At 66.3% G+C, this 13,150-nt stretch carries 13 protein-coding genes and 1 pseudogene; 1 reads left to right on the forward strand and 13 read right to left on the reverse strand.

Annotated features, from left to right (window positions below; genetic code table 11):
* The first annotated feature begins 213 nt into the window (after positions 1 to 213).
* Complete coding sequence (locus tag ACQKJZ_RS14310) at positions 214 to 1,011, forward strand: ThuA domain-containing protein (protein ID WP_427731765.1); 798 nt, start codon at positions 214 to 216, stop codon at positions 1,009 to 1,011.
* A 9-nt stretch (positions 1,012 to 1,020) separates the two neighbouring features.
* Here ACQKJZ_RS14310 and ACQKJZ_RS14315 read toward each other — a convergent pair whose 3' ends face one another.
* The 13 genes and pseudogenes from ACQKJZ_RS14315 to ACQKJZ_RS14375 form a co-directional block, all read right to left on the reverse strand.
* Complete coding sequence (locus tag ACQKJZ_RS14315; protein WP_312490018.1) at positions 1,021 to 2,424, reverse strand: L-serine ammonia-lyase; 1,404 nt, start codon at positions 2,422 to 2,424, stop codon at positions 1,021 to 1,023.
* A gap of 76 nt (positions 2,425 to 2,500) precedes the next feature.
* On the reverse strand, positions 2,501 to 2,815 hold the full coding sequence (locus tag ACQKJZ_RS14320; RefSeq protein ID WP_312490019.1) for a PilZ domain-containing protein: 315 nt from the start codon (positions 2,813 to 2,815) through the stop codon (positions 2,501 to 2,503).
* Positions 2,816 to 2,954: 139 nt separating this feature from the next.
* Positions 2,955 to 3,185, reverse strand: coding sequence for a 50S ribosomal protein L31 (gene rpmE / locus ACQKJZ_RS14325; RefSeq protein WP_007404343.1), 231 nt, complete (start codon positions 3,183 to 3,185; stop codon positions 2,955 to 2,957).
* A 110-nt stretch (positions 3,186 to 3,295) separates the two neighbouring features.
* Positions 3,296 to 3,772: a 3-hydroxyacyl-ACP dehydratase FabZ gene (gene fabZ, locus ACQKJZ_RS14330; RefSeq protein ID WP_427731768.1), complete on the reverse strand. Its 477-nt coding sequence runs from the start codon at positions 3,770 to 3,772 to the stop codon at positions 3,296 to 3,298.
* A 9-nt stretch (positions 3,773 to 3,781) separates the two neighbouring features.
* A complete protein-coding gene (locus ACQKJZ_RS14335; protein WP_312490021.1) occupies positions 3,782 to 4,456 on the reverse strand; it encodes an OmpH family outer membrane protein in 675 nt (224 codons plus the stop codon).
* On the reverse strand, positions 4,456 to 7,197 hold the full coding sequence (gene bamA, locus ACQKJZ_RS14340) for an outer membrane protein assembly factor BamA (protein WP_427731770.1): 2,742 nt from the start codon (positions 7,195 to 7,197) through the stop codon (positions 4,456 to 4,458). Before bamA ends, ACQKJZ_RS14335 begins: the two co-directional genes overlap by 1 nt.
* Before the next feature lie 70 nt (positions 7,198 to 7,267).
* Positions 7,268 to 8,404, reverse strand: a complete 1,137-nt coding sequence (gene rseP / locus ACQKJZ_RS14345; RefSeq protein ID WP_427731772.1) for an RIP metalloprotease RseP — start codon at positions 8,402 to 8,404, stop codon at positions 7,268 to 7,270.
* The gene (gene dxr, locus ACQKJZ_RS14350; protein WP_427731774.1) at positions 8,401 to 9,558 is read right to left on the reverse strand and encodes a 1-deoxy-D-xylulose-5-phosphate reductoisomerase; all 1,158 of its coding nucleotides are present in this window, start codon (positions 9,556 to 9,558) and stop codon (positions 8,401 to 8,403) included. The genes rseP and dxr overlap by 4 nt, the downstream gene beginning before the upstream one ends.
* The gene (locus ACQKJZ_RS14355; protein ID WP_427731777.1) at positions 9,558 to 10,325 is read right to left on the reverse strand and encodes a phosphatidate cytidylyltransferase; all 768 of its coding nucleotides are present in this window, start codon (positions 10,323 to 10,325) and stop codon (positions 9,558 to 9,560) included. Before ACQKJZ_RS14355 ends, dxr begins: the two co-directional genes overlap by 1 nt.
* A 53-nt stretch (positions 10,326 to 10,378) precedes the next feature.
* Complete coding sequence (locus tag ACQKJZ_RS14360; protein ID WP_427731779.1) at positions 10,379 to 11,095, reverse strand: isoprenyl transferase; 717 nt, start codon at positions 11,093 to 11,095, stop codon at positions 10,379 to 10,381.
* A 41-nt stretch (positions 11,096 to 11,136) separates the two neighbouring features.
* Positions 11,137 to 11,694 (reverse strand): ribosome recycling factor, encoded by a 558-nt coding sequence (gene frr / locus ACQKJZ_RS14365; RefSeq protein ID WP_183951868.1) that lies wholly within the window; start codon positions 11,692 to 11,694, stop codon positions 11,137 to 11,139.
* A gap of 3 nt (positions 11,695 to 11,697) precedes the next feature.
* A complete protein-coding gene (gene pyrH / locus ACQKJZ_RS14370) occupies positions 11,698 to 12,423 on the reverse strand; it encodes a UMP kinase (protein WP_312489258.1) in 726 nt (241 codons plus the stop codon).
* Positions 12,424 to 12,865: 442 nt separating this feature from the next.
* A pseudogene (locus tag ACQKJZ_RS14375) lies at positions 12,866 to 13,150 on the reverse strand (translation elongation factor Ts); the annotation flags it as partial.

A 13,150-nucleotide genomic window follows, 5' to 3' on the forward strand; every position in this document is an offset into this window, starting at 1 on the left:
TCTGTCTATCCGCCATACCCGTCCGGCCCCCTAAATCGGGTTTCGCAACGATCCCCTGCAAGGGGAGGTGGCAGCCCGAAGGGCTGACGGAGGGGTGTCACCATCAGCGGGGACACCCCTCCACCATGCTCCGCATGGTCCCCCTCCCCTTGCAGGGGAGGAATAGATTGCCCTTCGCCGACAGCTTGCTACGCTCCCCGAAAAGGGAGAGCGATGATGCTGAAAACATTGACGATGATCGCGATGCTGGCGGTAGCGCAGGCACCGTCCGATCCGCATCTGCCCGCCAAGGTCATCGATAGCGTCGCCCCCACCCTGCCCGCCGGCATCACGCGCGGCGTGCTGATCGTCTCCAAGACCAATGGCTGGCGGCATATCGAGCATATTCCCCATTCCAACGCGGTCCTGGCCGACATCGCCAGGGGGCTAGGCCGCGCGAGCTACACCACCGAGAATGCGGCGGTCTTCAACGACGACCAGCTGCGTCATTTCTCGGTGGTGGTGCTGAACAGCGCCAGCGGCGACTTCCTGACGGTCGAACAGCAGGCCGCCTTTGCACGCTTCGTGGCGCGCGGCGGCGGTGTCGTGGCGCTTCATGCCGCCGGGGACGATAGCCACAAGGCACCGTGGTATGCCGACACGATCATCGGCACGACCTTTGTCGGCCACGCCAATGGCCCCGACCATATCCAGAACGCCCGGGTGACCGCGACGCAACCGCGCCATCCGATCCTGGCGGGCGTCACCATGCCCTGGCTCGCGCGCGACGAATGGTACAGCTTCGACCGCAATCCCGCGACGCGCGGCATGACCGTGCTGGCCGAGGTCGACGAGGCGAGCTATCGGCCCGGCGAGAAGCTCCGCATGGGCGCCAACCATCCGGTCATGTGGATCAATCCGCGCACCAAGGGCCGGGTCTTCTACTCCGCGCTCGGGCACGAGCCGCAGCTTTATGACGACGCCGCCTATCGCCGCATTCTGACCAACGCGATCCGCTGGGCGGCGCGCTGATCGGCGGGGTCAACATTCGACGACGTTGACCGCCAGGCCGCCCAGGCTGGTTTCCTTATATTGCGACTTCATATCCTCGCCGGTCTGGCGCATCGTCTCGATCACCTGATCCAGGCTGACGATGTGCCGGCCGTCGCCATGCAGCGCCAGATAGGCGGCATTGATCGCCTTGATCGCGCCCATCGTGTTGCGCTCGATACAGGGGATCTGCACCAGCCCGCCGATCGGGTCGCAGGTCAGGCCCAGATTATGCTCCATGCCGATCTCGGCCGCATTCTCGACCTGCGCCGGGCTGCCGTCCAGCGCCGCCGCAAGGCCCGCCGCCGCCATCGAGCAGGCCACGCCGACCTCCCCCTGACAGCCCATTTCCGCCGCCGAGATGGAGGCGCGCTTCTTGTAGAGCATCCCCACCGCCGCCGCCGTCAGCAACAGGGTACGGGTGCCATCGCGCGTCGCGCCGTGGACGAACGCCTCGTAATAGCGAAGCACCGCCGGAATGACGCCCGCCGCACCGTTGGTCGGCGCGGTGACGACGCGGCCGCCCGCCGCATTCTCCTCGTTGACCGCCAGCGCCCACAGGCTGACCCATTCGAACACCAGGCTGGGGTCGGTACGCGGGCCACGATCGAGCAGCTTCTGCTTGATCGCCTGCGCACGCCGCTGCACCTTCAGGCCGCCGGGCAGGATGCCCGAGGCGGCACAGCCACGTTCGATCGAGGCGCACATCGCATCGCGCACCCGGTCGAGAAACGCGTCGGTTTCACCGTCCTCGCGCCAAGCCGCCTCGTTCGCACGCACGATCTGCGCGATCGACAGCCCCGTCTCGGCGGTACGGTCGAGCAGTTCGGCCCCGGAGGCGAAGGGATGCGCCAACCGCCGGTTGGTCTTCATCGCCTCGGCGCCCTCCATGCGGATCGCGCCGCCACCGACCGAATAGAAGCGCCGGACGACCGCGCTGCCATCGGGCAGGAAGGCGGTGAAGACCATGCCGTTGGGATGCGCCGGCAGGAAGCCGGGGCGGAACAGCAGATCCTCCTCGCAATCGAACGCCAGCGGATGCCGACCGTCGAGCATGATCCGACCCGTCTCGCGAATATCGGCCAGCATCGTCTCGATTCCGTCGGGATCGATCGCCTCGGGCGTCTCGCCCGCCAGTCCGAGCAGGACGGCGCGGTCGCTATGATGCCCCCGGCCGGTCAGCGACAGCGAGCCGAACAGTTCGGCCTGGACCCTATCCGGCACCAGCCCCGTGTCGAGCATTTCCATGGCGAAAGCCTTCGCCGCGCGCATCGGCCCCACGGTATGCGAACTCGACGGGCCGATCCCGATAGTGAAAAGCTCGGTCACGCTGACCGCAGCGAGGCTGTCGTCGGCGCGCGCGGGCACGGCGGCGGGAATGGCGGGCAAGGTCACGATCGTTCCATTTGTTACGAATTGGCCGAATCCGCCTAGCGCAAGCGTGCCTGAGTGACCACCCGTGACCGCCGGGTCAGGCCATCGGCGCGAGGATCGCGAAGGATTCCTTGTCGAGCGGCGTATGGAACTGGCACCCCGCCGCGAAGTCGGTCGCCCAGACGACGCGGGCAATGACCTGCCCCACCTTGGGCAGCCGCAGGGCGATGGTCATCCCGCATTGCAGCTCGGTATAGGTTTGAAGCCGTGCGCCGTGCGCGGAAATGTCCAGTACCCGGCACAAGGCGCGCGCCAGGCCGTCGCTTTCATATTCGGTCTCGACCTCCACCGCCGCGCGCTTCGACCGGCGACGGCTGGGTGGTTGCAAGGGTTCGAATTCCGCGGCGAACATGGCCTGATGCTAAAGCAGGCTGGTTAACACATCGCAAAGGAATTTTGCGATGACAGTGACTTATGCAAAAAAGCCCGGCGCTTCGCGAAGGAAGCACCGGGCCTTTCGTTCAGCGGCGCCAGGCGGCGCCACGGATCGATTACTTGCGGAGCGTGAGACCGCCACCGAAGCGCTTGTTGAAGCGCGCGACCTGACCGCCGGTGTCGAGCATCTGGCCACGGCCGCCGGTCCAGGCCGGGTGCGCCAGCGGATCGATGTCCAGCTGCATCGTGTCGCCTTCCTTGCCCCAGGTGGAGCGGGTTTCGAACACGGTGCCGTCGGTCATCTGCACCTTGATCATGTGATAGTCGGGATGCGTGTCGGTCTTCATGATAATGCTCCGAAAATGGCTGGTTCCGACCAGCCTGAAAGCGGGAAGCGCGGCCCATAGCGGACCACGCTCCGTTAGTCAAAAAGGGCCGGTCGATCGTGACCGGTCGTTCAAGCCGCCTTGGGTGGGTCGGCGATCATCGCGGTGAAATTCGCCTCGGCTACCGCGACCCCGTCGATCTTGGCGACGCCGGCGAACTTGCACACGCTCGACCGCTTCTGGACGAACTCGACCTCCAGGTGCAGCAGGACGCCGGGCTCCACGGGCTTGCGGAACTTGGCCCCCTCGATCGCCATGAAATAGACGAGCTTGCCCGAACCGGCGAGGCCCAGGCTCTCCACCGCCAGAACGCCGGCGGCCTGCGCCAGCGCCTCGACGATCAGCACCCCCGGCATGATCGGACGGCCGGGGAAATGCCCCTGGAAAAAGCCCTCGTTCATCGTCACCGCCTTCACCGCGCGGATCGACGTGTCGAGGATGATCTCCTCGACACGATCGACCAGCAACATCGGATAACGGTGCGGCAGGGCCGCCATGACCCGGGTGACGTCCATCGGGCCCATGACGGTCTTGGCTTCGTCGGTCATCGGCGCGAATTACCGGCCGCTGTTCTGACGACGCGCCGGGGCCGCTGCGGGTGCGGCGGCGGGCGCCGGGGCGTTGGCCGGAGTCGCGGCCTGCTGGCCACCCTGGCCCGGCTGCCAGTTGGCGGGCGGCGTGATGCTGACGGTCGGGACCAGCTTGTCCAGCTCGGCGGTCACGGCCGTGGTGATGTCGGCGGTCGGCTGCATGAACAGCACGGCCTGCGGGCTGACCAGCAGGCTGACATTCTTGGCGCGCACGGCGTTCTGCACCGCTTCGCCCAGACGTGCCTGGAGCTGCTCGACGGCATAGGTCTGGGCGCGCACGGCCGGCTGGGTCAGGCGCTGCAGTTCCTGGTTGGCGGCCTGCTGGCGGCTCTCGATCTGCTCGGCCTGGGTGCGCAGCGCGGCTTGGTTGGCGTTGGGCTGCGAACGGGCGGTCTGGAACGCCTGGACTAGCGGCTCCAGCTCGCGGGTCAGCGCGGTACGGCGCGCCTCGGCCTGGTCGAGCTGGGTCTTGTAGGTGGTCTCGATCTGCTGGCGGGCGGCGGCCCAGGCGCGCGACCCGGCGATCGCACCCTGCGGGTCGGCGACGGCGACACCGTTGACCTGCGCCTGCGCGCTGGTCGCGACAGTGGCGGCCGGGGCCACCAGGGCCGCCGCGAGGAGGAGCTTGGAAATCGTCTTCATCAGAACTGCGTCCCTACGTTGAAAGTGATGAGCTTGGGGTCGTCGCCCGGCTGCGTGACCAATGCCTTGGCCAGGTCGATGCGCAGCGGTCCAAATGGTGAATTCCAGTTCACGCCGATACCGATCGACACGCGGGGCTTCCACGTGCCGCCATAGAATTCCTCGATGGCGAAGCTGGTGTTCTGAAGCGCGGTGTTGAGCGAGGTGCCCGTGCAGGCCGCATTGCTGCCAAGCTGCGAATAGCCGGTCGGGCAGATCGTTTGCAGACCCGCCGTCTTGTCCGCCGTGGTCGCATCGGTGGTCGGCACGACATATACCGGCCGCCCCTGCCCATCGGTCGCCGCGATCGGCGCCAGCGTGGGCGAGCCATCCTTGTTGAACAGCGGGTTGCCGTTCGCGTCCTTGGCCTGCGGAAAGCCCAGCGACGGCAGCGGCCGGGTGATGCCCCACAGGCTGCCCGCCTGCACATAGATGCTGGGGCGCAGACCCATTTCGCGCGCGCCCGAGCCCAGCGGCAGTTCGAGCTCGGCACGCGCCAGATAGTAAGCGCGGCCGCCCAGCGAGTCGTCGACGATCCGGTCGCGATCGGTTTCCTTGCTCTGGCTGCCGTCGCCCCCGATGACATAGGGGATGCGCAGCACGCGCGGACCGACGCCGCGAATGTCGAAGCCGCGGAACTGCGGCTCGCCCAGATAGAAGCGGTCGACGATGCGCACCGGATCGATGCCCGGCCCACGGCTCTTTTCCAGCGAGTGGATATAGCCGCCCTCGCCCAGCACCGAGAACACGAAGCCCTTGCCGAGCCCCATGAACTTGGCACCCTCGGCGCGAGTGCGGATATACTTCACGTCGCCGCCCAGACCGGCGAAATCCTGGCTGAACGAGAAGCGATGGCCGGCGGTCGGACGCAGACGGCTGTTCAAGCTGTCATAGATCAGCGAATAACCGATCGACGAGGTCCAGCGATTGCCGATCGAGTCGCACAGATAGCGACCCGCCTGCTGGAAATTACAGCTGCCATCGGCATTGAAGAAGGACGACGCCAGCCCGACCTCGTCATAGCTGAGACCATAGCGGCCCGACAGCGACCAATATTCGGTCAACGGCACGCCGGCGCGAACCTGGAAGCCGGTCGAGACCTGGCTGTAGGTCGTCTGACGGGTGGTGCCCAGATAGTTGAACGAGTTGAAGTCGCGGCGGAACACGTCGACGCCCAGCGCGATGTTCTTGTCGAACACATAGGGCTCGGTGAAGCCCAGCTCGATCGACTTCGAATAGGCCGAATAGTTTACGCCGGCGCGGAGTTCCTGGCCCTTGCCGCGGAAATTACGCTGGGTGATGTTCGCCTGGATGATGAAGCGTTCCAGCGACGAATAGCCGGCGGACAACTGGAGCGAGCCGGTCGACTGTTCCTCGACATTGGTTTCCAGCACGATGCGGTCGGGCGTCGAGCCGGGGTTCTGCTTGATCTCCAGCTTTTCCTGGAAATAACCGAGCGAATTGATGCGATCCTGGCTGCGGCGGACCTGGAAGCTGTTGAAGGCGTCGCCCTCGGCCACGCGGATTTCGCGGCGGACGACCTTGTCCTGCGTCTGCGTGTTGCCGTTGATGTCGATGCGCTCGATATACGTGCGCTTCGCCTCGGCGATGTTGAACGTGATCGACATGGTCAGCGTGTCCTTGTCACGCTGGAAGTCGGGGTTCACGTCCGTAAAGGCATAGCCGAACAGACCCGCCGTCTGGCTGAGGCTGTCGATCGAATCCTCGACCAGCTTGGCGTTGTACCAGTCGCCCTTCTTCATCGGCAGCGAGGCAGCCAGCTTGTCATTGTCGAAGTCGCGGATCTGGCTGTCGACCTTCACATCGCCGAACTTATAGCGCGGACCTTCCTCGACCACATAGGTGATAATGAAGTCGCGCTTGTCGGGCGTCAGCTCGGCGACCGCGCTGGTCACGCGGAAATCGGCATAGCCGTTGGTCAGATAGAATTGGCGCAGCTTCTGCTGGTCGGCGGCCAGGCGATCCTGATCGTAGCTGGTGGCCGACGACAGGAAGCGGAACCAGCGCGACTGCTTGGTGTACATCGCACCGCGCAGTTCGTCGTCGGAGAATTTCTCGTTGCCGATGATGTTGATCTGGCGGACCTTGGACTTCGGCCCCTCGCTGATCTCGAACACGATATCGACGCGGTTCTGGTCGAGATTGACCATCTTCGGCTCGACCACCGCGCCGAAACGGCCCTGACGGCGATACAGCTCGACGATGCGCGCCACGTCCTGGCGAACGGCGGTACGGGTGAAGATCTGACGCGGAGAAAGCTTGATCTCCTTCTTGATCTTGTCGTCCTTCAGGCGCTTGTTGCCCTCCAGGATCACCCGGTTGATGATCGGGTTCTCGCGCACGCGCAGCACGATGTCGCCGGTCTCGACGCCCGAGATCGAATAGTCCGCGAACAACTCCGACGCCTGAAGGTCCTTCAGCGCCTGGTCGAGCGTTTCGGGCGTGTAGGGAATGCCGACGCGCAGCTTGGTGTAGGAGAGCACCGTCTCGGGCTCGATACGTTGCGCGCCCTCGACCCGCAGCGTCTTGATCACCCGCTGCGGCGCCGGCGCGGCCGCCTGGGTCGCGGCCGTTTGCGGCGCGGCACCGGCCGGCGCGACCTGCGCCATGACGGGAACACCCGACAGCATCGTGCCCGCCAGCAGCATGGCGCCCGCGCGCACAGTCTTCATACCCGTCATTGCTGTCACCAAACCCACCCCAGAAAAGTCGAACCGACCCCTGTCGTACTCGCGCCCTGCCCCATCGGCGTCACCCGATCAAGCCGGCGATATTCTTCCAAAGCCCCAAATTGCCCAGATCGTTGAACGTCACGAACAGCATCAGGGCCAGAATGGCGATCATGCCACCCCGAAATGCCCATTCCTGGGCCACCGGCTCCAGGGGGCGTCGCCGCACCGCCTCGATCGCATAGAAGAGAAGATGGCCGCCATCCAGCATCGGCACTGGCAACAGATTGATGAACCCCAGATTGATGGACACCAGCGCCACGAAGAAAACAAAAGCGTCGAGGCCCAGCGACATCTGTTCGCCCGAGACCTTGGCGATCGAAACGGGCCCGCCCAGCTCCTTGACCGAACGACGCCCGGTGATCACCTGGCCCAGCGTCTCGACCATCATGCGGACGATCTCGCCCGTGCGCTCGACCGCCACCACGGGCGCGCGGAGCAGGCCGACCGGCTGCACGTCGATCGTGCCGCTCCCGCGCAGGCCCAGGCGGCCGACGCGATATTCGTTGCCGAACCGGTCCCGCTGCTGATCGGTGCCGATCACCGTCGTCGTGGTGAACGGCGTGCCGCCCCGCTCGGCCGCGATCGTCACCGGCTCGCCGGCCCGAATCTGCACATAGCGGGCGATGTCGGCGAAGTCGGTGACCGCACGACCGTCGATCGCGGTCACCCGGTCGCCGGGCTTCAGGCTGGTCGCCGCCGCCGCGCTGCCCGGCATCACCTGTCCGACAACCGGCGGGATCACCACCTCGCCATAGGCATAGGCGAAGCCCGCCAGGATCAGGATGGCGGCGAAGAAATTGATCGCCGGCCCCGCCGCGACGATGATCGCGCGCTGCCACACCGGCTTGGCCTGAAAGGTACGCGCGCGCTCCTCGGGCGGCAGCGACAGCCAGGCCGCATCCGCCTGGCTCGCCGGGTTCATGTCGCCGGCGAATTTGACGTACCCGCCCAGCGGCAGCCAGCCGATCTTCCACCGTGTCCCCCGCGTGTCGGTGAAGCCGGCGATCTCGCGCCCGAAGCCGATGGCAAAGGTGTCCGCCTTCACGCCGAACCAGCGGCCGGCGAGGTAATGCCCCATCTCGTGCACGAACACGAGCGGGCCGAGCGCACAAACAAAGGCCAGGATGGTCAGCAACAGACCGGGGGTTTCGATCAAACGATGCAATCCTCTACACGCTCGCCCGCCAATACCCTCGCCTCCGCATCGATCGCGATCACCGCGTCGAGCGTTTCCGGCGGGGCCGGGTCGTAGCGAAGGAGAACATCCTCGACGATTGCGGCAATTTCGAGGAAACCGATGCGCTTGCCGAGAAAAGCCGCCACCGCGATCTCGTTGGCGGCGTTCAGAATGGCCGGTGCCGCCCCGCCCGCCTCCAGCGCGGCGCGGGCCAGCCGCAGCGCGGGGAAGCGCACCGGATCGGGCGCGGCGAAATCCATCCGCCCCAGCGCGACGAGGTCGAGCGGCGCCATCGGCGTCGGCATCCGGTCGGGCCAGGCCAGGCAATGCGCGATCGGCACGCGCATGTCCGACGGCCCGAGCTGCGCCAGCATCGACCCGTCGACATAATCGACCGCCGAATGGATGACCGATTGCGGGTGCAACACGATCTCGATCCGGTCGGAGGGGACCGGGAACAGGCGGGCGGCCTCGATCAACTCCAGCCCCTTGTTCATCATCGTCGCCGAGTCGACCGAGATCTTCGCGCCCATCGACCAGTTGGGATGCGCCACCGCCTGTTCGGGGGTGACCCGGCGCATCTCCTCGGTCGTCCATGTCCGAAACGGCCCGCCGCTGGCAGTCAGGACGATCCGGCGCACCCGTTCGGGGCGATCGAAATCGAAGCACTGATAGATGGCGTTATGCTCGCTATCGGCCGGGAGCAGCGTCGCCCCCGCCTTGGCGGCCGCCGCCAGCACCACCTCACCGGCGGAGACCAACGGCTCCTTATTGGCGAGGACGACGGTGCCGCCATTTGCGATGGCGGCCATGGCTGGCTCGAGCCCGGCGCAGCCCACGATCGCGCCCATGGTCCAGTCGGCATGCAGCGCCGCCGCATCGATCACCGCCGCTCGTCCGCCCGCGACGCGGGTTTCGGTGCCAGCCAGTGCCTCGCGCAGCTCGGGCAGACAGCTTTCGTCGGCCACGACCGCCAGTTCGGCATGGGTCCGCCGAGCAGCGGCGGCCAGCTTGGCGACGTCGCAATTGGCGGTGAGGGCGCGAATACGGTAGCGATCGGGCTCGCGCTCGATCAGGTCGAGGGTCGAGGTGCCGACCGAACCGGTCGCGCCCAAAATGGTTACGCTGCGCATCAGAACAGGTCCGGCAGGAAGATCAGAAGGGCCGCGATCGGCGCGACCGGCACGATGCCGTCCAGCCGGTCCATCACGCCGCCATGGCCGGGCAACACATTGCCGCTGTCCTTAACCCCGGCCCGCCGCTTGAGCGCGCTTTCGAACAGGTCGCCGCCTTGCGCCAGCACCGCCAGCACGGGCGTCGCGATGACGAGATGCAGCGGCAGGCCATGCGCCGCGCGCATGATGACGGCCAGCAAGGTCGCGGCGAGAACACCGCCGATCAGCCCCGACCACGTCTTGGCGGGGCTGATCGACGGCGCCAGCTTCGGCCCGCCAAATTGCCGTCCGACGAAGAAGGCGCCGCTGTCGCATGCCCAGACCAGCGCCATCGCCCAGAGCGACAGCGCCAGGCCATCGACATGCAAGCGGATCGCAAGCAGCGAGAAGACGGGCAGACCGACATACAGCGCCCCCGCGCCATATTCGGGACGCCGCGAAATGATCGTCAGGAAGAAGAAGGCGGCAGCGATCAGCCCGAGCGCGAAAAAGCCCGGTCCGGCCGCGAGGCCCGGCGCCATGATCGCCAGCGGCACCGACAAGGTGAATTGCGCCAGGCGCTTGCCCGAACGGTCCACCTTCAGCAGGTCGGACCATTCGGCCATCATGAACAGCCCGACCACGACGGCGAGCAGCCAGAAGGCCAGACCGCCCAGCGCCAGGCACAGGCTGGCCACCGCGATCATCACAATGCTGGCGAGCACCCGCTTGGTCAGGTTGGACATGCTTTTGACCGGAGCCGCATCGGGCGTCCCGGTCGACGGGATTTCGGGATCGGTCACAGGCCGCCGAAACGCCTGTGACGTCGCCCGAACACCGCCACTGCATCCGCTAGCGCCGCTTCATCGAAATCAGGCCAAAGCGTGTCGACGAACAGCAGTTCTGCATAGGCCGCCTGCCACAGCAGGAAGTTGGACAGCCGCTGTTCGCCCGATGTGCGGATCACCAGGTCGAGCGGCGGCAGGCCATTGGTCTGCAACTCGCCCTCGATCGCCTCGGGCGTGATCGCGTCGGCCGCCATCTCACCGGCCGCGACCTTGCCGGCGAGACGCCGGGCGGCCTCGACCAGTTCGGCCTGCGCACCGTAATTCAGCGCGATCGCCAAGATTGGGCCGCTATTGCCCGCCGTGCGCGCGACCGCGTCGTCGATCATCGCGACCAGATCGTCGGGAAACCGTCGATAGTCGCCGATCACGCGCAGTCGGACATTGTCCGACACCAGCTCGGCCAGGTCCTTGCGCAGGAAGATGCGCAGCAGACCCATCAGGTCGCTGATCTCGGTCTCGGGCCGCCGCCAGTTCTCCGAGGAGAAAGCGTAGAGCGTCAGCGCCTCGATCCCCATCGCCCGTGCCGCGCGCGCGATCCGGCGCACGGCATCGACGCCGGCCTTGTGACCGGCGAAGCGGGGCAGCAGACGGCGTTTGGCCCAGCGGCCATTGCCGTCCATGATGATCGCGACGTGACGCGGGACCGCACCCGTATCGGGCACGGCCACCAGCGACCCCAGAGCCGTCTGGGCCGAGGCGGCCGGAGGACTCACTTGCCCAGGATTTCCTTTTCCTTGGCCGCCGCGGCCGCATCTAGCTCGGCGATAGTGGCGTCGGTCAGCTTCTGAACCTCGGTCTCGTGGCGCTTGCGCTCGTCCTCGCCGAAGACGCCCTTCTTCTCGTCGACCTTCAGGCTGTCCATGCCGTCACGACGCACGTTGCGCACCGCGATGCGCGCGCCCTCGGCATACTTACCCGCCAGCTTGGCGAGTTCCTTGCGGCGCTCCTCGGTCAGGTCGGGGATCGGCAGGCGCAGCGTCTGGCCGTCATTGATCGGGTTCAGGCCCAGCCCCGCCGAGCGGATCGCCTTTTCGACCGACGACACGTTCGAACGGTCCCACACCTGCACCGACAGCATGCGCGGCTCGGGCGCCGAGACGGTCGCGACCTGGTTCAGCGGCATGTGGCTGCCATAGACCTCGACGGTCACCGGATCGAGCAAGGCGGTCGAGGCACGGCCGGTGCGCAGACCATTCAGGTCGTGCTTCAGCGATTCCACCGCGCCCTGCATACGGCGTTCGAGATCGGACTTGTCATAAGCGGCCATGGTTTACGCTCCTTGGTTCTGGACGATCGTCGACACGCCTTCGCCAGCGAGCACGGCACCGAAATTGCCATGTTCGCGGATATTGAAGACGACGATCGGGATATTGTTGTCGCGGCACAGCGCGATGGCCGAGGCGTCCATGACCTTCAGGTCGTCGGACAGGACCTTGGAATAGCTAACCGTGTCGTAGCGGGTCGCGGTCGGGACCTTCTTAGGGTCCGCATCATACACACCGTCGACGCTGGTCCCCTTGAACAGTGCGTCGCACTTCATCTCGGCGGCGCGCAGCGCGGCGCCGCTATCGGTGGTGAAGAACGGCGAACCGACGCCGGCGGCGAAGATCACGACGCGGCCCTTTTCCAGATGCCGTTCGGCACGGCGACGAATGAAGGGTTCGCACACGCTCGCCATCGGGATGGCCGACTGAACGCGGGTATCGACGCCGATCTGCTCCAGCGCGTTCTGCACCGCCAACGCGTTCATCACGGTCGCCAGCATGCCCATATAATCGGCGGTCGCCCGCTCGATCCCCTTGGCCGCCGCCGACAGGCCGCGGAAGATGTTGCCGCCACCGACGACGACGCACAGCTCATAGCCCTTGGCGCGGACATCGGCGATCTCCTGCGCGACGCGCGCGGTGATCTCCGGCGAGATGGCCAGCCCCCCCTCGCCCATCAGGACCTCGCCCGACAATTTGAGGAGGATGCGTTTGAACGGCGGGGTGGTCATTGTTTCTCGGATCTTGCTCATGAAAGTGGCGCGGACCTTAGGCGGCGTCAGGGCAGCGGGCAACCGTGGAGCGTCGGGTTGCAGGGATTTTCGTGGGACGCACGCGGGCGACCCCAGCCCATGACCACACCTCCGTTCAGGCCCAGCGAAGTCGAAGCCCATGGACCTCGGTTCACCCCATGCCCTTCGACTTCGCTCAGGGCGAACGGAGGTCGGGAACCCCATTCCTCCCCAAGCTCGCTTGGGGAGGGGGACCATCGCGCCAGCAATGGTGGAGGGGCGGGATGGACCGGCGATGCCCCTCCACCACGCCCTGCGGGCGCGGTCCCCCTCCCCATCTGTCGATGGGGAGGATTTACACCCACATGCAAAGAGAGCGGCCACCTTGCGGCAGCCGCTCCCCTTGAACCCTCACCGTCCCATCGCGGGACGGCGCGAAGCATTACGCCTTCTGCGGAACGCCCGACGCGGCGGCCACTTCGGCCGCGAAGTCCGACGCTTCCTTCTCGATGCCCTCACCCAGCTGGAAGCGGACATAGTCCACCAGCTTGATCTCGGCACCGGCGTCCTTGCCGGCCTTCGCCACGACGTCGCTGATCTTGGTCTTGCCGTCGATCACGAACAGCTGGCTGACCAGCGCGTGCTCCTTGCGGTACTTGGCGATGCCGCCTTCGACCATCTTTGCAATGATGTCGGCGGGCTTGCCCGATTCGGCGGCCTTTTCGGT

The organism is Sphingomonas sp. NPDC019816, assembly GCF_050274375.1.
In the GTDB taxonomy this organism is placed as follows: Bacteria; Pseudomonadota; Alphaproteobacteria; order Sphingomonadales; family Sphingomonadaceae; genus Sphingomonas.

Bases quoted from the DNA above. Each gene is read 5' to 3' on its own strand.
- ACQKJZ_RS14310 (WP_427731765.1), top strand. From the start codon at position 214: ATGATGCTGAAAACATTGACGATGATCGCGATGCTGGCGGTAGCGCAG.
- ACQKJZ_RS14320 (WP_312490019.1), bottom strand. From the start codon at position 2,815: ATGTTCGCCGCGGAATTCGAACCCTTGCAACCACCCAGCCGTCGCCGG.
- rpmE (WP_007404343.1), bottom strand. From the start codon at position 3,185: ATGAAGACCGACACGCATCCCGACTATCACATGATCAAGGTGCAGATG.
- fabZ (WP_427731768.1), bottom strand. From the start codon at position 3,772: ATGACCGACGAAGCCAAGACCGTCATGGGCCCGATGGACGTCACCCGG.
- ACQKJZ_RS14335 (WP_312490021.1), bottom strand. From the start codon at position 4,456: ATGAAGACGATTTCCAAGCTCCTCCTCGCGGCGGCCCTGGTGGCCCCG.
- bamA (WP_427731770.1), bottom strand. From the start codon at position 7,197: ATGACGGGTATGAAGACTGTGCGCGCGGGCGCCATGCTGCTGGCGGGC.
- dxr (WP_427731774.1), bottom strand. From the start codon at position 9,558: ATGCGCAGCGTAACCATTTTGGGCGCGACCGGTTCGGTCGGCACCTCG.
- ACQKJZ_RS14355 (WP_427731777.1), bottom strand. From the start codon at position 10,325: ATGTCCAACCTGACCAAGCGGGTGCTCGCCAGCATTGTGATGATCGCG.
- frr (WP_183951868.1), bottom strand. From the start codon at position 11,694: ATGGCCGCTTATGACAAGTCCGATCTCGAACGCCGTATGCAGGGCGCG.
- pyrH (WP_312489258.1), bottom strand. From the start codon at position 12,423: ATGACCACCCCGCCGTTCAAACGCATCCTCCTCAAATTGTCGGGCGAG.